The organism is Gemmata sp., assembly GCF_051859125.1.
Lineage (GTDB): Bacteria > Planctomycetota > Planctomycetia > Gemmatales > Gemmataceae > Gemmata.
This window is the reverse complement of sequence record NZ_JBHYGG010000248.1, coordinates 1-21341: the sequence shown is the minus strand read 5'-3', so window position 1 is coordinate 21341 and position 21341 is coordinate 1. Positions and strand designations below refer to the sequence as shown.

The window sequence follows — 21341 nt, the reverse complement described above, 5'->3', positions numbered from 1 at the left end:
CCGGAGCGGCCGGGTGCGGCGGCACCCAGCCGGGGGACACCCCGCGGGGCGTCGTGTCGCGGATTCCTCCCGCGGTACGGCCGGCAGACTGCCCCCGGATCACTTCTTCTCGCCGCCCTTGCCCACGTGCGTCAGCATGTCCCGGCACGCCTTCTCGCACTTGCGGCACTCGTCGGCGCACTTCTTCATCATCGGGTCGTCCTTGAACTGGTCGCACGCGTCCCCGCACCGCTTGCACGCGTCCGCGCAGGCGGTGCAGATGAGGTCGGAGAACGGCCCCTTGCCGGCCACGATCCCGGCCGCGGCCGCGCACGTGGTCGCGCAGTCCCGGCACGTGGCCAGGGTCTTCAGGTGCTCCTTCTTCCCTTGCCCCACCAGCTCCGCGCAGTGGGTCGCACAGGCGGCGCAGACCTGCTCGCAGTCGTTGCACGCCTTCGCGCACTGCTCGTACGCCTGGTCGTGGCCCCCCTTGTGGCCGGGTTGGGCGGGCTGGCCCGTGGGACGGTCCTGGGCGATCGCCAGGCCGGTCAGGCCGAAGGCGGCCGCGAGGGCCAGGACGCGGGCGGTGCGGGTCGCGGTGCTGCTCATTCGACGACTCCTGTCAGGTTTCGGGCGACGGAACGGACCGCCCACGTGGGCGGTCGTGCGCACATCCGCGGCCGAGTGCCGGGGCACGGCCGGGCCGCGAAATCTCGACTCGGCTCGGACGCCCGCGGCGCGTGGGGCGGGCGGCAGACCGGGCGTGAAGTCGTTCACCGGGTCGATCCCGGCGGCGAGGGGCGACGACGACTTCGTGGCCCCCGGCACGGTCGCGGCGTCCCCTCCTCCGGTGTGGCGGGGTCGTCCTCGCGTTCGCCCTCCCGGGTGGTGCCCAACTGGCACCCGCCGCGAGCCCCTCAGCCGAGTCCCGTGCGGGGCAGGACGAACAGCCACACGATCGGGAACCCGGCCGCCACCAGCAACAGAACCCGGTCGTCGCCCGGCATGGCACCCGTCCCGAACGGGAACCGAACACCGCGTCAGCCGCGGGCCGCGGCCAGGGCGTCGGCGGCCCGCTCCCGCGGGCTGCTCCCGCCCACGTCCCGGAAGTCGCCGCGGAGGGCCTTGAGGGCCGCCCGCTCCGCGTCGATCTCGGTCTGCGTGCGGACGCCCATGCGGCGGAACACCGGCAGCGGCGGGCACCACCCCTGGACCGCGTGCTGGAGGAGGAAGCTGCCGACCACTAGCGGGACCAGGGCGAACCGGCGGTCCACGAGCAGTGCGAGGCCCGACCCGACTGCGGTGATGGTCGCGGCGTTGGCCTCCAGCGTCCGCTCGACGTCCCACTCCGCATCCAGTTCTCGGACCCGCCGGTCGATGGCCGCCGGCCCCTGCGCCGCGACCCGCTCGACGTTCCGTCGGGTCTGCTCGCGGATCTGCTGGTTGACGTGGTCGGCGGTGTGCTCAGGCACCCGCTGTGCAGTAGTTGGGATCATCGCCTGGTCCTCCGTGGGTGCCCGACGCGGACGGGCCGCGGGTTAATTAACCACTTGAGCAATTGGTGTGCCCCGGCCCGTTGAGGCTCGCCTCCTCCTGACGACGAAACGGGAAGGTCGCGAAACCGCCGGGGTCGTGCGGGCCGGGCCACCGGCTCCACCCGCGTGCCTCAGGTACAATCGCGGTGCGGCCCGGCTAGCGGGACGGGCGGTGAGGAGCGGGAGTCCCGATGGGCGACGAGGTGCCACAACGGTTCCTGGAGATGATGGCGGCCCGGTTCGACGCCCTGGGCGACCCGACCCGGCTGGCGATCGTCCACGCCCTCATGAAGAAGGGCGAGCAGAACGTGACGGCCCTGGCGGGGGCCACGAAGACGACCGCCGCGAACGTGTCCAAGCACCTGCGGCTGTTGCGGGAGGCGGGGCTGGTGGCCCGGCGGAAGGACGGGATGCAGGTCTTCTACAAGCTGGACGACCCGGTCGTGCAGAAGCTGTGCGAGCTGGTGTGCGCGTCCCTGCTCGACGAGTTCGAGGCGAAGGGGAGCGAGGACGAGCCGTGCTGACGGGCGACGCGGCTCCTGCCGTGCCGGTTGCGACGGCCGCGGTGAGGTTCGCGCGCCCGCGACTCGCGGTCGTCCAGCCGGGCACGCCCCCGGACGTTCAACGGGCTCGCCCGACCCGCGGCACGATCATCCCCACCTGTCGGCGGTACTCCTCGTAGGTGTCGCCGTGGGCGTGCTTCAAGTCCCGCTCCTCCAGGAACACCCCGACGAAGATGTAGGCGGTCGTCACCCCAACGAACAGCAGGTGGCCCCACGTCATGGTTGGGGCGGCCCAGAAGGCGGTCAGGAACCCCAGCATGACCGGGTGCCGCACGACCTTGTACAGGGCCGGGGTGCGGAACGGCGGCGGGGCGTACGGTCGCCCCCTAGCGTACAGAACAACCTGCCGCAGCCCGGACAGGTCGAAGTGGTCGAGCAGGAAGGTGGAAACCAGCACCAGCACCCAGCCGACGCCGAACAGCACCCACAACACGGCGGCGAACGGTTGTCCCACTTCCCACACGACGCCCGACACCGGACGCCACAGCCGGAACATCAGGATCAGGGCTACGCTGCTCGCCAGAACGTAGGTGCTCCGCTCGACCTGCGGCGGCACGAACCGGGTCCACCACCGCTTGAAGGTGGGCCGGGCCATGACGCTGTGCTGGACGGCGAACAGGCCGAGCAGCAGCACGTTCACCGCCACCGCCTCGCCCAGCGGCACGACCTCCCCGGAGTCGAGGGACTTCGGCACGACGAGGTTGCCCACGAACCCTACGGCGTAGAGGAACGTGCCGAAGAAGATCAAGTAGCAGAGCAGGCCGTAAGACAACGACAACGCCTTTGTCGTTCGGCAGGCGTGGCCCGCGACCGTGCAGGCCGGGCCGTCGCCGCTGGCCGCAGGTTCGCCGCCCGGCTTGCGGGCCATGACCAGCCCCCCCTGTGTGGTGGACGACGTGACGTAGCCCGTCCAGCCGTGGAACGTGGCGTCGGTGAACCCGGCGTCGGTGAGCATTCGAAGGAGCGACCGCCCCTTGATCGCACCGCCGATTCAGTCGGACCACGCTCCTTTCTTCTCTACCTGTTCGTCCGTCACCGCCTCGCCCAACAGGATGTCTGCCATCTGCACCCGGCCCCCGGGGCGGAGAACACGGAAGACGTCGGCCAGCACCTTCGGCTTGTCGAGGCACAGGTTAAACACCCCGTTCGAGAGCACCACGTCCACCGCACCGTCACTCGCGGGCAGGCGGTCGGCCTCGCCCTGGTGGAACTCGGCGTTCGCCACACCTGCGGCCACGGCGTTGTCGGTGGCCTTCTTCACCATCTCAGGCGTCAGGTCCACGCCGACCACCCGACCGGATGGCCCGACCTTGCGGGCGGCGAGGATGCTGTCCACCCCGGCCCCGCAGCCGATGTCCACCACCGTCTCGCCGGGGCGAAGGGCGTGCAGGCCGAGGGGATTCCCAACCCCGGCGAAGGACTACGTCACGCTTGCGGGCAAACTGTCGATCTCGGCGGGGTCGTAGCCGAGTTTCTTCGCAGTGGCCGGGCCGTGCGGGTGCCTCTGCGGGGCGGTCGGGTCGGTGGCGACCTTCACGAACCGCTGCCGGATCATGTCCTTGATTTCGTTCACGCGCTCCACGGCGGCGTCCTCACTTCTTGGGGGCGGGTTCGAGCCACACGTTGTTCGCCGGGTTGATCGGCGGCGTGTCCACCGTCACGAAGTACGCCTTCCCGTCCCCGACCTTCTCGAACTTGTGCCGGACGCCCTTCGGGATGAGCATGTAGTCCCCCGGCCCCATCTCCATCGTCTCCTTCCCCACGGTGCATTTCAGCTTGCCTTCGAGGACGTACATGCGGTGAACGCCGTCCGGGTGGAAGTGCAACGGGATCGTGCCGTTGACCTCGACCAGCAGGGACCACACGTCCTTGCCCTTCTCGACCGCCCAGTACCGGGCCACGCCGAGATCGGCCACGGGGTCTTTCTTCATGACCTCCGACCGGCTGACCATCAGGCCCGGCTCCTCGACCTCCTTCGCATGTTTCGGCGGCTGGTCGGCCACCTTCTCGTGCTTCGGCGGGTCGGCCGGCACCGACACCAGCGGCAATAGGGCCGCGAACCCTGCGGCGAACAACAACGACTTCATGGTGGTTTCCTCCGACAACGGCGGCCCGTCACACCGGCAAGGTAGCGGTGAGGATCGGAGGGCGTTACGGGCGTTGGGTGATACCCCGGAACAGGGCCATAAGCTGTGCTTATGGGTTGAGATGGGGAGCGGGATTGGCTTCGAGGAAGTTCAGGAACAGCCGGGTTGGGAGGGACGGCACTCGTCTACGATCCCGCACCACGAACATCTCCCGGTCGCAGCGGATGTCTTCGACTTCGAGGACGTGCAGGGTGCCGGCCTTGATTTCCTTCTGGAGGGCGAGGTTCGACAGGACGGCCACGCCGACGCCCCGGAGGACGGCCCCCTTGATCGCCTCGTTGCTGCCGAGTTCGAGGGCGACCCGGAGTTCGGTCATCGACCGCCCCGCACGCTCCAGTGACTTCTCGAAGCAGTGCCGCGACCCGGACCCGGCCTCCCGCACGATCAGCGGGTGGGCGGCGAGTTGATCGACCGTGACCTTCTTCTTCCGGCCCAGTGCGTGACCGGGCGGGGTCACGAGCACCATGTGGTCCGCGGCGAGGAAGCGGAACACCAGGTTCGGGTCGTTAGACTTCCTTCCGACCAGTCCGACACCCACTTCGCCCCGCTCCACTTGTGCCATCACCGCCACGCTGTCGCCGACGCCGGCCCGGACCCGGACGTGCGGGTGCTGGTGACCGAACGCGGCGAGCAACGCGGGGAGCAGGTGCTCGCCGGGGACCGAACTGGCGGCGATCACCAGTTCCCCGGCGACCGGGGCATCGCGGCCGGTGACCTCCCGCCGGGCCTCGTGGTGCAGGTCGGCGATCCGCTGGGCGTAGGCGTAGAGCGTCCTGCCGGCGTCGGTGAGCAGCACCCGCCCGCCCCGCCGGTCGAACAGGCTCGTGTCGAGGGACTTTTCGAGGGTCTGGATGCGCTGGCTGACCGCCGCCTGGGTCAGGCCGAGGGCCTTCGCCGCCGCCGTGAAGCCGCTCAACTCGGCGGCCTTCGAGAAGGTCCCAAGGTGCGGGAGTTGTTCGTCCGGGAGGTCCACGGCGGCACCGCCACCAGCGACTGTCGACTCGTTCTCCACAGCGGTCATTGTAGACGGCGTGCGGGGCTACGTCGGGGAGTGAGGCACCGCCGCGTCGGGGCTGCGAAGGCGGGTAGCGGCCGGTCCGCCGCGGGGCGCAGAAGGCCCCGGATCCAAAAGTGGTTTTGGGATAATGCCGGAGTGTGCGGTCGCGTTGACGACGGGGAGCCGAACGTCGGTCGCGAGGCCGGCCCGGCCCGGCCCGGGCCGGGCCGGGCCGGCCCCTTTATTTCACACCACCGCACCCAGGCGGCGACGTGAGGATTCGCCCGGTGTGTCGAGATCTCTAGAAAACTAGGGAACCAAAGTATTCCTATAGGGTGACCGATGCTGGTGATGAAGGCCGGGGCGGCCAAGGTGCGGCTCGACGAGTTGACGTTCTCGCCCGACGGCACCGGGCTGTTCGCCCCGGCGTTGTCCGCCGGCCTGTGCCACTGGCCCGCGTACAAGGCCGGGGCCAATTCCGACGTGCTCGTGCTGCCGGCGAAGGTCGTCAAGCGGCTCGCCTTCACCCCGGACGGCCGCACGCTGTACGCCGGGAGCGATCAGCTGTGCGCGTTCGACCTGGGGAGCCGCACGGGCACCGTCGCCGCGATCCCGAAGTGGGCGGCGTTGTGGTTCGGGGTGTCGCCCGACGGCCGGCGGCTGGTGGTCGCCGAGACGCCGCAGGGGGCCGAGGGCACCCGGCTGACGCTCTGGGCGACGGACGCCCTCGACGCCCCGGTGCGGGAGGTCACGTCCACATCGCTGGTCTACTCGGCACTCCAATTCCCGGCGTCTGATCGGTTCCTCCTGCTGGAAGGAACGCTGCTGCCGGACCGGCGGTGGGAGTACCGCCGCGTCACGCGGTCGGCGGAGACCGGCGAGGTCCTCGAACGGTCCGACCCGCTCCCCGACGACCCCGACCAGATGGTGCTGTCGCCCGACGGCCTCACCGTGGCCTGCCGCACCCGGAACGTCCTCCGCATCTACCCGTCGTCGGGCGGGTGGGGGACGGTGCCGAAGGTCGCGAACGACGGCAAGCAGCACTTCACCGGCGTCGCCTACCACCCGTCGGGGCGGGTGCTCGCGGCGACGAGCAACGACAAGACGGTGAAGTTCTACGACCCCGCGTCGGGCCAGCTCTCGCGGTCATTCACCTGGGACATCGGGCGGATGCGGTCGGTGTGCTTCAGCCCGGACGGGCTCCTGGCCGCCGCCGGGAGCGACACGGGCAAGGTCGTCGTGTGGGACGCGGACGTGTGAGTCGAGAAGCGGGCCTTCATGCCCACGGCTTCATGCCGGGCGTCGTGGTCATGTCGGATTCCGCATCTGTCGCAGGTGGCGGGCAACGGCCCGTCGGAGCAGGAGCGGGGTCAGCCACACGACCGGCCGCGTCGCCCGGCCCTTGGGGTGCAGCTCGAACGAGCGGGTGACCCGCGTCTCGTCCCCGTTCCGCTCGAACTCCCACGTCTCCACGAACTCGGTCGCCAGCCGCGACAGCGGGGCCGAGAAGTGGCTCATGCGGAGCCGCACCCTCCGGTCGGGGTTCCACTCGATGACCTCCTCGACGTGGCTCGACCCGTCCCGGTTCGTCACCCGGATGCGGGTGCCAACGACCTCCGGGAGGTGCGCCTCGAACTCGGCCGACCGGATGCCGGGCAGCGGCCCGTAGCCCCCGAACTCCGGCCACCGTGTGAGGTCGAGGATCTGCCCGGCGATGACCTCCGGTGCCAGGGGCAACGTGGCCTCGCAGCGGAAGGTGATCGGCCTCACGGGACGTCCTCCCGCCGATCCGCGGGCGGCTCGTCCGCCCGCAGGCAGTTCGGGCAGTACCACGGGGCCGGGGTCGTGACCGCCGTCGGGCTGCGCTTCCGGCACCGGGCGCACAGGGAACGCTTGCCCCGCACGGCCGTCTTCGGACGAACCTGCTTGCCGCTCCGGTCCCACTTCTCGCCCATCACAGACCCCTCCGACGGGAGACCCGCCCATTCTACCCCCGGCGGTCTCTGGTTTCGCCCTGCGGCATGTGCTCTGCTGCCGATAGGTTACCACGGGGGCATGACCCCGACTTGCCCGGCACGACGGGCGGCAACATCGGCGTCCGCGTGGTTTGCGTCGTGCGGTCGGAAAGTGCGAGGGCCGTGTCGGTGTTCGCCTGGGTTGGGTCGGGCAACGGGAAGCGGCCATGACCGACGGGGATCCGATCGCGACCTTGAAGAACCTCGGCCCGACGAGTGCGGACTGGCTCCGCGGGAGCGGCGTCGCAACGGTCGGCGACCTGCGACGACTCGGCCCCGTGGTCGCCTACCTGCTCGTCAAGGGGCGGCGGCCCGGTGCGAGCCTGAACCTGTTGTGGGCGTTGGCCGCGGGGCTGCACGGCCGGGACTGGCGGGACCTGTCGGAGGCCGCCAAATGGAAGTTGCGCCGCGAGGTCGATGCGGCGTGAGGACGGCGGGGCCGACTTACGGGGGAGGCGGACGATGACGCGGATGGAGTGGTACAACGCCCTGGCGAAGCCGAGCTGGACGCCCGACGGGAGCACCATCGGGCTCATCTGGGCGGTCCTGTACCCGGTGATTGTCGTCAGCTTCGGGTACGTGTTCGTGCAGGCGGTGCGGGGCAAGGTCCCGCGGTCGGTCGCGGTGCCGTTCGCCATCAACTTGGTCGCCAACCTGAGCTTCACCCCGATCCAGTTCGGGCTGCGGAACCTCCCCCTTGCGGCGGCGGACATCCTTGTGGTGCTCGGCACCATCGTGTGGTCGATGGCCGCCGTGTGGCCGCACTACCGCTGGGCCGCGGCGGCCCAGGTCCCGTACCTCGTGTGGGTGGGGATCGCGACCGTGCTGCAACTCTCGATCACGGCCGCGAACTGGTGAGGGGGCGTGATGATCCTCCGGCCGCCGCAGAAGCTGAACGCCCGAATCCAGGGCGGCACGCTCAGTGTCCTGCCCCGGCACGAGGACCCGGCACCGTAAGTGCTTCACCATCGCCGCACCGATACCCAGCAGAGGACTCGCAATGGCAGACGAGCGCAACGTGGCCCACGACAAGAAGGTGGCCGCCGACAAGGCCAAGGCGGCCGGCGGCGGGGTGGGCGGGGACGCGGCCGCCAACGTGGACGGGGACGGCAAGTACACCACCGAGACGCACGAGAAGCACCCGCCGCGGCCGGGCAAGAAGTCGCCCCAGGGGGACGACGACGCGGCTCAGGAAGAGTGAGCACGACCGGGCGTGGACATGGTTACGCGACGACGGTGTCGCCGGCCCGGTGCTGTCGTCGCGGCACCACTTGCCCACTCGTTCTCTCGCCTCGACCCCGTTGAGCCATCCGGCCGGGGAACGCTCCGGCCGGGTTCCGGCCGCCGCCACGGTGCCCGACTGGTCGTCCGAACCCATCCACTTCGTACCGCTTCATCGCTCCGGGCGGCGCACTCGCAATCACGGCCCGGGCCGATGGCGGGGTGGCACCCCGCGGAGGGTCTCCTGAAGTGGTTGTGGCTGACCTTTGCCGTCGTGCGGGTCTTTTCGTTCTCGGTCCTGGGTGGGTCGGCACCCGCACCTACCAGGGGGTCCCGCCTCTTCCCCCCGGGTCGCCGCCACCGACGGCACGGTGGTCACCCCCGGCGGCGACAGCGGCAAGGGTCAGAACGTGTGGCAGGCGATGGGCGGCACGGAGGTCGGCCCGATCTGGGGCCGCGGCAGCCACGTCGCCCCCGACAGGTCGGCCGACGGGCTGCACCGGGAGTGCGTCTTCAACTGGGACGCCCGAAGGACGCCCGGAGGGCACCAGCGGGGGATGATGTGAACAACGAAGACAAGGACGATGGGGCCGTGCGCGGCTGGACCGGGTGGGCGGTGGTTGCCGCAGCCGTCGGGGTGGCGGTCGCGAGCGTCTTCGTCGGCTCCCTGATCCTGCCGCTCGCCGCGGTCCCGGTGGCCGCGACGGGTTCGGTCGTCGGGCTCTTCGCCCGCGGGTCCGGGGCGGGACGAGTCGCGACCGCTGGCGGGTTGGTGGCCGTGCTCCTGGCCGCAGGGCCCGCCCTCTTCGTGTACGCCAGTGCGGTGGCGGGCATGGGCCTCGCCCGCTGAGTGCCGTGGCGGCCACCACTTCTGCATTTGGCGGGAGCTACTTCGACGTTCGCCACGCCGCGGCCGTCCGCGCGGACAACGCGCGACCGAAGAGGTTCTCTGCCGGGGTGCTCGGTCCGGAGGTCGCGGCCAGGGTGCACGCACCGCACGCCTGGTACGATTGACGTGTCGGAGTTGCACCGGTATCTTTCACCCTACACTTCCCGTCGGGGGACAACTCGGTTGGCAACGCTGGCGCAAGTCCTGATGCTGGTGGCCTGCGTGCCACTCCTCCAACCGACCGGGTTTTGCATCTGCAAGGCCGCATCGCGGACCCACGCCCGGACCGACCGCCCCACCCGGACTCAGGGCGAAGCCCCGCATCCGACTTCGTCCGACTGTAGCTGCCGCCACTGCAACGGCGGACGCCCGGCTGCGGTGCCGACGCAGCCGGGCGAGCCGACTCCTCCCGCCCCGGTCCCGGACGATTCGCACGCGCCGGGCTGTCCGGCCTCTTCGGGGGTCGATTGTTTCAAGTGGATCGACCCCGTCCAGTCACTCGACCACGACGCGCCGCCGGCCGAGGTTGTTGCCCTTCTGCCCGTTGGAGTCGCCCGTTCTGAGGCCCCCCCGGCCGTCGCGTCGCCGACCCGGCCGTCCTCGCCGCCCTTCTACCTGTCCCACTGTTCGCTCGTCATTTAGCCCCGCGACACTTCCCCGTCGGTCCCCGGCGGCTTTGCCGGCGGACCAGGCAACGTCATTGCGTGTCCGGTGCCGCAACCACCCGCATGGTCGCCGTGCCTTGCCCAGGCAGCCTTGTGCAACGTGATTCACGAACTCGGAAAGGGGGTCGGGCATGAGCGAGCCTGTCACCGGCGTCGTGCTGGACCCGCCAGCCACAACCGCTGAACCACGTCCGCGGTCTCGCCAACGGGGACTCATCGGGTCCGCTATCGGACTCGTCGCGGGGGGCATCCCGACCCTCCTCGTCGTGGCGGTGGCCGGGGCCGTAGGTTGGTGGGGGCACCACACGGGTTGGAAACTGCCCAAGTTCTCGGAGTTGGGCGGCCGCGTCAACGCAAAGGACGACTGGTGCGGGGAGCACAACGTTCCCCTCTCCATCTGCGTGGAGTGCGACCCGGACTTGTTGCCGAGGCCCGCTGTTCGCGAGTGGTGCAAGCTGCACGGCGTGCCCGAGTGCACGCTGTGCAACCCCGCACTGGCCCAACTCCCGGGGACACCCGTCGTCACCGCCCATGACCTCGACCGGGCCAAGCGGGCACTGGACTTCGCCGACCGGCCCGGCAACAACCCGGTCTGCCGCTCGCACCACCGCCGCATCCAGTTCGCCACGGCCCGCGACGCCGACAAGGCCGGTGTAACCGTCGAGCCGGTGTGGACGGCTCCGGCCGCCGAGTTCGTCCCGGCCCCGGGCGAGATCGGGTACGACCAGTCGCGCGTCGCTCACCTGTCGGCGCGTTCACCCGGCACGGTGCGGACGGTGTTCAAGCACCTCGGCCAGGACGTGAAGGCCGGGGAACTGTTGGCCCTGGTCGATGCCGCCGAGGTCGGCAGGGCGAAGGCCGAGGTGCTCCAGGCGTTCGCGGGGCACCAGTTGAAGGCCGAGACACTCGCCAGCGTCAAGCAGTCCGGCGGTGCCGTCTCGGGTGCCCGCCTCCGTGAGGTCGAAGCGGCTCTGATCGAGGCCGAGATTCGGCTTTCTGCGGGCTGCCAGTCGCTCACGAATCTTGGTTTGCCCTTTGATGAAGCGGAACTGCGAACCCTGACCGCCGACCAACTCCGGGCGAAGCTCCACTTCCTCGGCATCCCCGCCGTTGTTGCGAAGTCGCTCGACGCGAAATCGGCGACCACGAACCTGCTGCCGCTCGTCACGCCGATGGACGGCGTGATCGTGTCGCGGGAAATGGCCGCCGGGGAAGTCGTGGACGTCGCACGCATCCTCTTCGAGGTCGTGGACACGCGGTCGCTGTGGCTCACGCTCGACTTGAAGGGCGAGGACGCTCGCCGCGTCAACGCCGGCCACCCGGTGCGGTTCAAGCCGGACAACGGGCGTGAAGAACTGCTCGGCAAGATCACGTGGCGCAGCAGCCACGCCGACCCCAAGACCCGCACCGTGAAGGTTCGGGCCGACCTCGCCGACCCGGACCGGAAGCTGGTGGCGAACACGTTCGGTTCGGGACGGGTGGTCTTGAGGGAGGAGGCCGAGGTCGTGTCGGTGCCGAACGACGCGGTCCACTGGGAGGGGTGCTGCCACGTCGTCTTCGTCCGCGACAGGGACTACCTGAAGGCCGGGTCGCCCAAGGTGTTCCACGTCCGCAAGGTGCGGCTCGGGGCGAGGGACGCCAGGAACACGGAAGTCATCGCGGGCGTGCGGCCGGGCGAACTCGTCGCGACCGGGGGGAGCGGCCTGCTCCTCACCGAACTGCTCCGTGCCGATTTGGGCGAAGGCTGCGCCTGCTGCCACCCCAAGTGATGAGAGGACACGGGCATGCTGAACGCGATCATCGACTACTCGCTGCGATACCGCTGGCTGGTCATCATGATGGCCGTCGCCCTGGCGGCGGCCGGTGCCGTGTCGCTACGGTTCCTCGACATCGACGCCTTCCCGGACACGACCCCGGTTCAGGTGCAGATCAACACCGTCGCCCCGGCCCTCGGCCCGGAAGAGGTCGAGCAGCAGATCACTTATCCGGTCGAACAGGCCCTCAGCGGGTTACCGAAGATCGCACAGATGCGGTCGATCTCGAAGTTCGGCTTCTCCCAGGTGGTGGTGATCTTCGAGGACGGCACCGACATCTACTTCGCCCGCCAACTGGTTACCGAGCGACTGTCATCGGTGCAACTCCCGCACGGGCTGGACCGCCCGAAGATGGGGCCGGTTTCGACCGGGCTGGGCGAGGTGTTCCACTACGTCGTCACCGGCAGGGGCGACGACGTGACGCAACTCCGCACCGTCCACGACTGGGTCGTCCGGCCCCAGATGCGGCGGGTGCGGGGCGTGGCCGAGGTCAACTCGTGGGGCGGGTTCGAGCGGCAGTACCAGGTGTGCATCGACCCCGCGAGGGTGGCCAAGTACGGGCTGACGTTCGACGCCGTCACCGCCGCGATCCGCGAGAACAACCAGAACGTCGGCGGCGGGGTGATCGACCGGGGGAGCGGCACCCTACTCGTCCACGGCGTGGGCCGCACGACGACGCTGGAGCAACTCAGGGGCATCCAGGTTGCGGTGAAGGACGGGGTGCCGGTGCTGCTCGGCGACGTGTCCGAGCTGCGGATCGGGCACGAGGTGCGACGCGGTGCCGTGACTGCGGACGGAAAGGGTGAGGTGGTTCTCGGCCTGGGGTTCATGACGACGGGCGAGAACTCCCACGAGGTGACGTGGGGGCTGAAGAACCGCCTGGACGAGGTGAGGGCGACGCTGCCGGCGGGCGTGAAGGTGCAGCCGGTGTACGACCGCACGGAACTCGTGGACTACGTCATCGACACGGTGCGGGCGAACCTGTTCGAGGGCGGCCTGTTCGTCGTGTGCGTGCTGTTCCTGTTCCTCGGCAACCTCCGGGCGGCGTTCATCGTCGCCCTGGCCATCCCCCTGTCGATGCTGTTCGCGTTCAGCGGGATGCTCCGTTTCGGAATCGCGGCCAGCCTGCTCAGTCTCGGGGCCATCGACTTCGGCATGGTCGTGGACTCGTCGGTCGTGATGGTCGAGAACTGCGTCCGGCACCTCGCCAATAACCCGGACGGGAAGGGCCGCCGCGAGGTGATTCGCGACGCCGCCGTCGAGGTCCGCAAGCCGACCCTGTTCGGCGAACTCATCATCCTCGTCGTCTACCTGCCGATCCTGACGCTCGAAGGGATCGAGGGGAAGCTGTTCCGCCCGATGGCCCTGACCGTGATCTTCGCCCTGGCCGGGTCGATGGTCCTGTCGATGACGCTGGTGCCGGCACTCGCCAGCCTCGTGCTGCCCCGGAGGATTTCGGACCGCGAGCCGCTCCTGCTGCGCGTCATCAAGGCGGCGTACGTGCCGGTCCTGAAGCGGACGATGCGGTACAAGTCGGCGGTGCTGATCTTCGGGGCGACCGTGCTGTTCGTGGCGTTCGGCGTGGTCGCCCCGCAACTCGGCTCGGAGTTCGTGCCCCGGCTGTCCGAGGGGGCGATCACGCTCGGAACCGTGCGGCTGGCCGGGACGAGTCTGGAAGAGTCCGTGCGAACCAACACGCAAGTGGAGAAGGCCCTGCTCGCGGCGTTCCCCGACGAGATCGCCCACGTCTGGAGTCGGGCCGGAACGGCCGAGGTTGCCACCGACCCGATGGGCGTGGAACTGACCGACGTCTTCATCAGCCTGAAGCCCCGGAAGGGGTGGACGAAGGCCTCAACCCAGGCCGAACTCACCACCCGCGTCGAGCGGGAACTGCGGACGATTCAGGGGCTAAAATTCGCGTTCTCGCAGCCCATCGAGATGCGGATCAACGAGATGCTCGCGGGTACGCGATCCGACCTCGCGGTGAAACTCTTCGGCGACGACCTGACCGTGCTGAAGGCCAAGGCCGAGGAGATCAGGAAGGTCATGAAGGACGTCCCCGGCGTCGCCGACCTCGCCGTCGAGCAGGTGATCGGCCAGCCGGTGCTCGAAGTGAAGGTGAAGCAGGACCAACTCGCCCGGTACGGCATTCCGGCCCGTGCCGTGATGGAACTGGTCGAGAGCATCGGGTCGAAGCCGATGGGCGAGGTCGTGGACGGCCAGTTCCGGTTCCCGCTGGTGGTCCGCCTGCCGGACGAGTGGCGGTCCAGCCCGGAGGCGGTGGGGGCGATCCAACTTCCGACGGCGACCGGCGAGCGGGTGCCGCTGTCGCGGGTGGCCGACATCCGAATCATCGAAGGGCCGTCCACGATCACCCGCGAGTGGGGCCAGCGGCGGATCGTCATCACCTGCAACGTCCGCGGCCGCGACCTGGGCACGTTCGTCGCCGAAGTACAGCACGCGGTGAAGGCCGAAGTCACGATGCCGCCGGGCCGGTACCACGTCGCTTACGGCGGGCAGTTCGAGCAACTCGAACGCGCACAGACGCGACTGATGATCGTCGTCCCGGTCGCCCTGCTGCTGATCTTCCTGCTCCTGTACGCGACCTACGGCACGGTGCTCGACACGCTCCGGGTGTTTTCGGGCGTGCCGTTCGCGTGGGTCGGCGGCGTCCTCGCCCTGTGGCTGCGGGACATGCCGTTCTCGATCTCGGCGGGCATCGGGTTCATCGCCCTGTCCGGCGTGGCGGTCCTCGACGACATGATCCTCGTCAGCTACGTCCGGCAACTCCAGAAGCGGGGCCGCACACTCGAGCAGGCCGTCGAGGAAGCCGCGATCACCCGGTTGCGACCCGTGCTGATGACGACGCTCGTGGCGTGCCTGGGGTTCGTCCCGATGGCGTTCTCGACGGGCGTGGGTGCCGAAGTCCAGCGGCCCCTGGCCACGGTCGTGATCGGCGGCGTGGTCTCGGCGATGGTCATGTCGCTCCTGGTGCTGCGGGTGCTGTTCGTCGTGTTTCGGTTCCCGACGCTGCGGACACCGCAAACGGTGAGTAAGGGCCAGCCGCACGAAGTGGCCCCGGAGACGGTTCCTGCCCCGTGAGGGCGTTCTTTTCCAGGAGATCCGAGATGAAGACGTTGTGCATGAGCGTAGCCCTGCTCGCAGGGTTGTTCGTCGCGGCCGGTTGCGGCCAGAAGCCCGCCGAGAGCACGGGTGGCGACGTGAAGGGCAAGGAGGTCGCGAAGGCCGACCCGAAGGGAACGCCAGCGGTGAAGCCGAAGGACGAGTCCGACGAAGACGGCGGGTGGTGGTGCCGGCCGCACGGCGTGCCCGAAGACGATTGCAGCATGTGCAGCGCAAAGGCGGCCAAGGAGTTCAGGGCCAAGGGGGACTGGTGCGACAGGCACGAGCGGGCCAAGAGCCAGTGCTTCATCTGCGACCCGTCGCTGATGGAGAAGGCGAGGGCACAGTACAAGGCGAAGACGGGCGAGGAGATGCCGCTGCCGAAGAAGAACACGCCCGAGAAGAAGTGACCGGTCCTGACGAAGTGCGCGGAGGGCAGTTTTCGCCGTTCATCTCGAACATGTGGCAGCGGGGCGTGAGTCGATCTCGCAACGCCGCCGTCATCCGGTCGCACTGGAACGGCACACGCGCTTCGGGGTGAGGAGGTGCGGGTCGCTTGACCACGAACGCCCTCATCGAATCGACGACGTCGTCGTAGTTCCGGTCGCCGGGGGCGGGTGCCGGCCGGTACGGATCGGGGCCGCACTCAGGTCATCCTGGGCCACCGGGCACTCGGCGTCGATGGACGAGTACACCGTCAGGCGGTTTACCGTACACGGCGACCCGGTCGGACTACCCCTCGCCCGGACGAGCGTTGTTCGGCTCCGGGGAAGGGACCACACACGGAGCAGGCCCGCAATCTAAAAAGCGGTTTTAAAGGGTGACTCCTGGACCGCTGGGGAGCCAAGGGTCTGGGCCGCAGGCGTATCACCAAGTGGCGATTTGAGGCCCCCGGCAGGTTGCAGGACGGCCGGTCGGCACTGCCCCCTCCGGGTGCGTCATCGCGAGAAACGGCACCCGTCGGCGAGCAACAGAGCATCCCGTAGCGGCTTCGTGTCGGGTACGACCGCTTCTTACTACACCACTGCACCCAGGCGGCGACGTGAGGAGTCGCCTGGTGTGTCTTGATCTTTAGGTTAGTAGGGAAAGTAAAATGCCTATGCGGCCGACTCGTAGAAGCGGAGCGGGCAGCGTGATCGCCAACAGGGCCGACACCGGCGTGGCCTTGGGCGGGTTGAAGCGGGTGCCGTGTCCCGGTCCGGCGTGCCACGCACGACGGGCTCGTCGGGTCAGTCCTACCCGTCTCCGGCTGAATGAGGTAAGCTATTCCCTTCTCGGGGCTTCTGCCCCATCGCCCCCAGCACAGTGTTGGTCGGTCGCGTGGGCGGGGCGTCCCCCGCCGGGGCGGGCTTTCGTCAATTCAGGTGCGTGCATGGGTGAACAGACGGGGGCGGACCGGACGGCGTGGGAGGGCGAGATGTTCCGCCGCCTGGCCGAGAACGTCCTCGACTACGCCATCTTCGTCGTGGACCCGCACCGCCACGTCCTCACCTGGACCAAGGGGGCCGAGCGGCTCCTGGGTTTCACCGAAGAGGAGATCGTCGGTCAGAAGTGCGACCGCTTCTTCACGCCGGACGACGTGCGGGACGGCGTGCCGCAGAGGGAACTGGAGAAGGCCCTCGCCACGGGCCGGGGCGAGGACGACCGCTGGCACACGCGGAAGGACGGCAGCCGGTTCTGGTCGAGCGGCGTGGCGACCCCCCTGCGGGACGGGGGCGGCACGCTCCGCGGGTTCGCCGTGATCCTGCGGGACGGTACCGCCCTCAAGAGGAGCCAGGACGCCCTGCAAGACGCCCTGGCCTACGCCGAGGGCATCGTGGACACCGTGCGGGAGCCGCTCCTCGTCCTGGACGCCGACCTCCGGGTGATGCGGGCGAACCGCTCCTTCTACCGCACCTTCCGCGTCCGGCCCCAGGACGCCGAGGGGCGTCTCCTCTACGACCTCGGCAACGGCCAGTGGGACATCCCGGCCCTGCGGCACCGCCTCGCGGACGTCCTCCCGCGGGGCACGGCGTTCGAGGACTTCGAGGTCGAGCACGACTTCCCGGGCCTGGGCCGGAAGGTGATGGTGCTCAACGCCCGCAAGCTGCGGCAGGCGGGCGACCACGCCGAACTCATCCTCCTGGCCGTCGAGGACGTGACCGCCTTCCGCCGGGCCGAGGAGGAGCGGCGGGAACTGGAAACCCGGTTCACGTCCCTGGTGCAAAACATCAAGGACCACTCCATCTTCACGACGGACCCCGCCGGCCGCGTCACCAGTTGGAACGTCGAGGCCGAACGCATCCTCGGCTTCTCCGAGGCGGAAATCCTCGGCCAGAACTTCTCGGTCATCTTCACGCCCGAAGACATCGACGGGGGCGTCCCGGAGCGGGAGCGGCGGCTGGCGAGTCGGGACGGGCGGGCGGAGGACGAGCGGTGGCACGTCCGCAAGGGCGGCGAGCGGTTCTGGGCCTTGGGGATCGTGACGCCCACCCACGACGCCGCCGGCAAGCACACCGGCTACTCGAAAATTCTGCGGGACATGACGGACCGCAAGAAGTCTGAAGACGCCGTGCGGGCGTCCGAGGCCCACAAGGCGGCGGTCCTGCGGGCCTCCCTCGACGCCATCGTCACCACCGACGGCGGCGGCGTGGTCGTGGAGTTCAACCCCGCCGCCGAGTCGCTGTTCGGGTACACGCTGGCCGAGGCGGCGGGGGCCGACCTGGGCGAACTCCTCGTACCCGTTCGCATGAGGGAGGGCCACCGGGAGGGGATGGCCCGGTTCCACGCCACCGGCGAGGCCCCCGTGCTGAACGTGCGGCTGGAGATGCCCGCCCGGCGGAAGGACGGGTCCGAGATCACCGTCGAGTTGGTCATCACCCGGCTCGGCATCGACCCGCCACTGTTCACCGGGTTCGTCCGGGACATCACGACCCGGAAGGAGGCCGAGGCGGCACTGGCCGAGCGGGGGCGGCTGCTGGCCCTGGGTGCGGCGGTCGGCACCGCACTGGTCGAGGCCGACACGCTCAAGGACTGCCTGCAACGCTGTGCCCGGGCGTTGGTCGAGCACCTGGGCGGGGCGTTCGCCCGCGTCTGGACCCTCGACCCCGGCGGGGCGGTGCTGCAACTGCAAGCGAGTGCCGGGCTGTACACCCACCTGGACGGGCCGCACAGCCGGGTGCCGGTCGGCCAGTACAAGATCGGGCTGATCGCCCAGGAGCGGCAGCCGCACCTGACCAACGCCGTCGTCGGGGACGACCGGGTGGGCGACCAGGGGTGGGCCGTCCGGGAGGGGATGGTCGCCTTCGCCGGCTACCCGCTTCTGGTCGGGGGGCGGGTGGTCGGGGTGATGGCCATGTTCGCCCGCCACGCCCTGTCCGACGCCACCCTGGGGGCGATGGCGTCCGTCGCCAACGCCGTCGCCCTGGGGGTCGAGAAGAAGCAGGCCGAGGGGCGGCTGGAGGAGCAGCGGGAGTGGCTGCGGACCACCCTCTCCAGCATCGGGGACGCGGTGATCGCCACCGACACCGCCGGGCGGGTCACCTTCCTGAACCCGGTGGCCGAAGTCCTGACGGGCTGGCCGCAGGCGGAGGCGAGGGGCCGCGACCTGGGGGCCGTCTTCCGCATCGTCCACGAGCGGACCCGCCTCCCGGCGGAGAACCCGGTCGCCAGGGTGCTCCGGGAGGGGAGCGTCGTCGGGCTGGCGAACCACACCGTCCTCATCGCCAGGGGCGGCGGCGAGAAGCCCATTGACGACAGTGCGGCCCCGATCCGGGACGAGCGGGGGCGGCTGCGGGGCGTCGTCCTCGTGTTCCGGGACGTCAGCGACAAGCGGCGGGCCGAGGAGCAGGCCCGGACGATCCTGGAGAGCATCACCGACGCGTTCTTCGCCGTGGGCCGGGACTGGCGGTTCACCTACCTCAACCGGCAGGCCGAGGCGTTGCTCGCCCGCACCAGCGACGACCTGCTGGGCAAGCACCTGTGGGAGGAGTTCGCCCCGGCGGTCGGGTCCGACTTCTACCACGGCTACCACCGGGCGGTGGCCGAGGGCGTGGCGGTCACGTTCGAGGCGTTCTACCCCCCGCTGGACCGCTGGTTCGAGGTCCACGCCTACCCGTCCCCGGACGGCCTGTCGGTCTACTTCCGGGACGCCACCGGGCGGCGGCGGGCGGAGGACGACCTGCGGACCGCCCATCGGGAGTTGGAGGTCCGGGTGGCCGACCGGACGGCGGAACTGACGCGGACGAACGAGTTCCTGAAGGCGTTGCTGGAGAACGTGCAGGACGGGATCGTGGCGTGCGACGGCGGGGGCGTCCTGACCCTCTTCAACCGGGCCACCCGCGAACTGCACGGCCTGCCCGAAGAGGCGATCCCCGCCGAGCGGTGGGCCGACCACTACCGCCTGTACCGGCCGGACGCCCGGACGCCGATGGCCACGGGCGACGTGCCGCTGTACCGGGCACTCCAGGGGGAGCGGGTCCGGGACGCGGAGATGGTGATCGCCCCGGACCGGCTCCCGCCCCGCACGGTGCTGGCGAGCGGGCAGGCGTTCTACGACGGGGAGGGGGTGATGCTGGGGGCGGTGGTGTCGATGCACGACGTCACGCTGCGGAAGCGCGCCGAGGAGGGGCTGCGCCGGGCGAACGAGGAGCTGGAGCGGCGGGTGGGGGAACGCACGGCGGAGTTGGCGGCGGCGAACGCCGCCCTGACGGACGCCGACCGGCGGAAGGACGAGTTCCTGGCGACGCTGGCCCACGAACTCCGCAACCCGCTCGCACCGATCCGCAACGGCCTCCAGGTCATCCGCTTGGCGGGGGCGGGCGGCACGGTCGAGCAAGCCCGGTCGATGATGGAGCGGCAACTGACGCAGTTGGTCCGGCTGGTGGACGACCTGCTCGACGTGAGCCGGGTGACGACCGGCAAGTTGGACCTCCGCCGGGAGCGGGTGGACGTGCGGGCGGTGGTCGCCGCCGCCGTGGAGACGAGCCGCCCGGCCATCGAGCAGGCCGGGCACGCGTTCGTCGTCGCCCTGCCGGACGAGCCGATGTTCGTGGACGGGGACGCAACGCGTCTCGCCCAGGTCGTGTCCAACCTGCTGAATAACAGTGCGAAGTACACGCACCGGGGCGGGCACATCCGGCTCGCGGTCGGACGCGAGGGCGGCGTGGCCGTGGTGTCCGTCGCGGACGACGGCATCGGCATCCCGCCCGCCATGCTGGGCCGGGTGTTCGAGATGTTCACACAAGTTGACCGGACGCTGGAGAAGACGACCGGCGGGCTGGGGATCGGGCTGTCGTTGGTCAAGGGGTTGGTCGAGATGCACGGGGGCACCATCGAGGCCCGGAGCGGGGGCGAGGGCCAGGGGAGTGAGTTCACGGTGCGGCTGCCGGTCGCGACGCCCGGTGCGTCCCGGGCCGACCACTCGCACAACAAGGATGAGGAGGTCGAGCCGGCCCGCCGCCGCATCCTCGTCGTGGACGACAACGCGGACTCCGCGAACTCGCTCGGCCAGCTCCTCGAACTGCTCGGCAACGAGGTCCGCACGGCCTACGACGGGGAGGCCGGGGTCGGGGCGGCCGCGGCGTTCCGGCCCGACCTGATCCTGATGGACATCGGGATGCCGAAGGTGAACGGGTACGACGCGGCCCGCCGCATCCGGGCCGAGCCGTGGGGCAAGGACGTGGTGCTGGTGGCGTTGACCGGGTGGGGGCAGGACGAGGACCGGCAGAAGAGTACCGACGCCGGGTTCGACCGCCATCTGGTCAAGCCGGTCGAGTACGCCGCGTTGACGAAGGTGCTGGGCGGGCTGGAGCCGGCGACGGGGTGACGGTCGGCCCCGACCGAGCCGCCACCCGGCGTGAGCACGACGGCGCAGGCGGCCCCGCCGGCCCGAAAATTCGACACACGGCGGGGTGGGGCCGGAGCCGGGGCGGGTGCGGGCGAGGGCGGGCCGATCGAGCCGTAGCGACCGGGCACGGAGTTCGAGGCCGCGAGCACCAACGCCCTCGGCGGCCCGACCACGGCCCCGCCCGCGATCACCGGCGAGGCGATGATCTACCGCACCGACTCGCCCCTGTCCCGCGTCGGCACCCCTCGGAAGCGGTGAGGCGGGTGGATCTCGGATCCGGCCACCAGGCGACTCGCGAGGGGCCGCGTCCCGGCTCTGCCGCCGGGGGGCGGGCCGGGTAGAATCACCCCGGTGGGTCGGGCAAGCACGCACCCGAACCCCACACGGGCCGGACCGCCCGGGACCGCCGTGATCGCGAACTCGCTCGCCCCCGGCCGTGCGGAGCCGGCACTCGGCCGCCCGACCGGCGGGCAGACGGGAGAACGGTCGTTTGGGAACGCAGAATGACTCACCCCCGCCCGTAGGGCTCACGCACTATGAAGTAGTGGGCGTGTAAGGGTTTGTGT

At 70.1% G+C, this 21341-nt stretch carries 20 protein-coding genes; 11 read left to right on the top strand and 9 right to left on the bottom strand.

The genetic code is table 11. The features are described from left to right. Window positions 1-99: 99 nt before the first annotated feature. Together ACTIGN_RS21655 and ACTIGN_RS21650 are read right to left on the bottom strand one after the other, a co-directional pair. The gene (locus ACTIGN_RS21655) at window positions 100-588 is read right to left on the bottom strand and encodes a four-helix bundle copper-binding protein (RefSeq protein ID WP_439627698.1); all 489 of its coding nucleotides are present in this window, start codon (window positions 586-588) and stop codon (window positions 100-102) included. A 431-nt stretch (window positions 589-1019) separates the two neighbouring features. After that, the gene (locus tag ACTIGN_RS21650; RefSeq protein ID WP_439627696.1) at window positions 1020-1475 is read right to left on the bottom strand and encodes a hypothetical protein; all 456 of its coding nucleotides are present in this window, start codon (window positions 1473-1475) and stop codon (window positions 1020-1022) included. 230 nt (window positions 1476-1705) lie between these two features. On the opposite strand from ACTIGN_RS21650, the gene ACTIGN_RS21645 reads away from it, so the two are divergent. After that, a complete protein-coding gene (locus ACTIGN_RS21645) occupies window positions 1706-2038 on the top strand; it encodes an ArsR/SmtB family transcription factor (protein ID WP_439627694.1) in 333 nt (110 codons plus the stop codon). A 97-nt stretch (window positions 2039-2135) separates the two neighbouring features. Here ACTIGN_RS21645 and mddA read toward each other — a convergent pair whose 3' ends face one another. From mddA to ACTIGN_RS21620, 5 genes are all read right to left on the bottom strand, one after another. Continuing rightward, window positions 2136-3032 (bottom strand): methanethiol S-methyltransferase, encoded by an 897-nt coding sequence (mddA, locus tag ACTIGN_RS21640; RefSeq protein WP_439627692.1) that lies wholly within the window; start codon window positions 3030-3032, stop codon window positions 2136-2138. A gap of 36 nt (window positions 3033-3068) precedes the next feature. Then, window positions 3069-3467 (bottom strand): methyltransferase domain-containing protein, encoded by a 399-nt coding sequence (locus tag ACTIGN_RS21635; protein WP_439627750.1) that lies wholly within the window; start codon window positions 3465-3467, stop codon window positions 3069-3071. Between the two features lie 30 nt (window positions 3468-3497). Then, on the bottom strand, window positions 3498-3659 hold the full coding sequence (locus ACTIGN_RS21630; RefSeq protein WP_439627690.1) for a hypothetical protein: 162 nt from the start codon (window positions 3657-3659) through the stop codon (window positions 3498-3500). Between the two features lie 10 nt (window positions 3660-3669). Further along, complete coding sequence (locus ACTIGN_RS21625) at window positions 3670-4164, bottom strand: cupin domain-containing protein (protein ID WP_439627688.1); 495 nt, start codon at window positions 4162-4164, stop codon at window positions 3670-3672. 109 nt (window positions 4165-4273) lie between these two features. Further along, window positions 4274-5197, bottom strand: coding sequence for a selenium metabolism-associated LysR family transcriptional regulator (locus ACTIGN_RS21620; RefSeq protein WP_439627686.1), 924 nt, complete (start codon window positions 5195-5197; stop codon window positions 4274-4276). Window positions 5198-5563: 366 nt separating this feature from the next. On the opposite strand from ACTIGN_RS21620, the gene ACTIGN_RS21615 reads away from it, so the two are divergent. Further along, the gene (locus ACTIGN_RS21615) at window positions 5564-6481 is read left to right on the top strand and encodes a WD40 repeat domain-containing protein (protein ID WP_439627684.1); all 918 of its coding nucleotides are present in this window, start codon (window positions 5564-5566) and stop codon (window positions 6479-6481) included. Window positions 6482-6529: 48 nt separating this feature from the next. Here the strand turns inward: ACTIGN_RS21615 and ACTIGN_RS21610 are convergent, their stop codons facing one another. Both ACTIGN_RS21610 and ACTIGN_RS21605 read right to left on the bottom strand, forming a co-directional pair. Continuing rightward, the gene (locus ACTIGN_RS21610) at window positions 6530-6991 is read right to left on the bottom strand and encodes an SRPBCC family protein (protein WP_439627682.1); all 462 of its coding nucleotides are present in this window, start codon (window positions 6989-6991) and stop codon (window positions 6530-6532) included. Further along, complete coding sequence (locus ACTIGN_RS21605; protein ID WP_439627680.1) at window positions 6988-7176, bottom strand: hypothetical protein; 189 nt, start codon at window positions 7174-7176, stop codon at window positions 6988-6990. Before ACTIGN_RS21605 ends, ACTIGN_RS21610 begins: the two co-directional genes overlap by 4 nt. Before the next feature lie 227 nt (window positions 7177-7403). Here ACTIGN_RS21605 and ACTIGN_RS21600 point away from each other — a divergent pair, with 227 nt between their 5' ends. The 9 genes from ACTIGN_RS21600 to ACTIGN_RS21560 all read left to right on the top strand — a co-directional run bounded on the left by ACTIGN_RS21600 (window position 7404) and on the right by ACTIGN_RS21560 (window position 20754). Then, window positions 7404-7664, top strand: coding sequence for a TfoX/Sxy family DNA transformation protein (locus ACTIGN_RS21600; RefSeq protein WP_439627678.1), 261 nt, complete (start codon window positions 7404-7406; stop codon window positions 7662-7664). A gap of 34 nt (window positions 7665-7698) precedes the next feature. Next, window positions 7699-8094, top strand: a complete 396-nt coding sequence (locus tag ACTIGN_RS21595) for a TspO/MBR family protein (RefSeq protein WP_439627676.1) — start codon at window positions 7699-7701, stop codon at window positions 8092-8094. A 142-nt stretch (window positions 8095-8236) separates the two neighbouring features. Next, entirely contained in the window at window positions 8237-8437 is a 201-nt protein-coding gene (locus ACTIGN_RS21590) for a hypothetical protein (RefSeq protein WP_439627675.1), read from the top strand. A gap of 391 nt (window positions 8438-8828) precedes the next feature. Beyond that, window positions 8829-9023: a hypothetical protein gene (locus tag ACTIGN_RS21585; protein WP_439627673.1), complete on the top strand. Its 195-nt coding sequence runs from the start codon at window positions 8829-8831 to the stop codon at window positions 9021-9023. After that, window positions 9020-9307, top strand: coding sequence for a hypothetical protein (locus tag ACTIGN_RS21580; protein ID WP_439627671.1), 288 nt, complete (start codon window positions 9020-9022; stop codon window positions 9305-9307). The genes ACTIGN_RS21585 and ACTIGN_RS21580 overlap by 4 nt, the downstream gene beginning before the upstream one ends. A gap of 1168 nt (window positions 9308-10475) precedes the next feature. Next, window positions 10476-11780, top strand: a complete 1305-nt coding sequence (locus ACTIGN_RS21575) for an efflux RND transporter periplasmic adaptor subunit (RefSeq protein ID WP_439627669.1) — start codon at window positions 10476-10478, stop codon at window positions 11778-11780. 15 nt (window positions 11781-11795) lie between these two features. Beyond that, window positions 11796-14927 carry an efflux RND transporter permease subunit gene (locus tag ACTIGN_RS21570; RefSeq protein ID WP_439627667.1) on the top strand — a complete coding sequence of 1044 codons (3132 nt, stop codon included), beginning with the start codon at window positions 11796-11798 and terminating at the stop codon, window positions 14925-14927. A 26-nt stretch (window positions 14928-14953) separates the two neighbouring features. Then, on the top strand, window positions 14954-15358 hold the full coding sequence (locus ACTIGN_RS21565; RefSeq protein WP_439627665.1) for an RND transporter: 405 nt from the start codon (window positions 14954-14956) through the stop codon (window positions 15356-15358). Window positions 15359-16365: 1007 nt separating this feature from the next. Then, complete coding sequence (locus ACTIGN_RS21560; protein ID WP_439627663.1) at window positions 16366-20754, top strand: PAS domain S-box protein; 4389 nt, start codon at window positions 16366-16368, stop codon at window positions 20752-20754. The last annotated feature ends 587 nt before the right edge of the window (window positions 20755-21341 follow it).

What these genes read in the sequence shown, in the direction of transcription:
- ACTIGN_RS21595 (WP_439627676.1), top strand. Translation starts at nt 7,699, where the DNA reads ATGACGCGGATGGAGTGGTACAACGCCCTGGCGAAGCCGAGCTGGACG.
- ACTIGN_RS21590 (WP_439627675.1), top strand. Translation starts at nt 8,237, where the DNA reads ATGGCAGACGAGCGCAACGTGGCCCACGACAAGAAGGTGGCCGCCGAC.
- ACTIGN_RS21605 (WP_439627680.1), bottom strand. Translation starts at nt 7,176, where the DNA reads ATGGGCGAGAAGTGGGACCGGAGCGGCAAGCAGGTTCGTCCGAAGACG.
- ACTIGN_RS21565 (WP_439627665.1), top strand. Translation starts at nt 14,954, where the DNA reads ATGAAGACGTTGTGCATGAGCGTAGCCCTGCTCGCAGGGTTGTTCGTC.
- ACTIGN_RS21645 (WP_439627694.1), top strand. Translation starts at nt 1,706, where the DNA reads ATGGGCGACGAGGTGCCACAACGGTTCCTGGAGATGATGGCGGCCCGG.
- ACTIGN_RS21570 (WP_439627667.1), top strand. Translation starts at nt 11,796, where the DNA reads ATGCTGAACGCGATCATCGACTACTCGCTGCGATACCGCTGGCTGGTC.
- mddA (WP_439627692.1), bottom strand. Translation starts at nt 3,032, where the DNA reads ATGCTCACCGACGCCGGGTTCACCGACGCCACGTTCCACGGCTGGACG.
- ACTIGN_RS21655 (WP_439627698.1), bottom strand. Translation starts at nt 588, where the DNA reads ATGAGCAGCACCGCGACCCGCACCGCCCGCGTCCTGGCCCTCGCGGCC.
- ACTIGN_RS21650 (WP_439627696.1), bottom strand. Translation starts at nt 1,475, where the DNA reads ATGATCCCAACTACTGCACAGCGGGTGCCTGAGCACACCGCCGACCAC.
- ACTIGN_RS21615 (WP_439627684.1), top strand. Translation starts at nt 5,564, where the DNA reads ATGCTGGTGATGAAGGCCGGGGCGGCCAAGGTGCGGCTCGACGAGTTG.
- ACTIGN_RS21625 (WP_439627688.1), bottom strand. Translation starts at nt 4,164, where the DNA reads ATGAAGTCGTTGTTGTTCGCCGCAGGGTTCGCGGCCCTATTGCCGCTG.
- ACTIGN_RS21560 (WP_439627663.1), top strand. Translation starts at nt 16,366, where the DNA reads ATGTTCCGCCGCCTGGCCGAGAACGTCCTCGACTACGCCATCTTCGTC.
- ACTIGN_RS21600 (WP_439627678.1), top strand. Translation starts at nt 7,404, where the DNA reads ATGACCGACGGGGATCCGATCGCGACCTTGAAGAACCTCGGCCCGACG.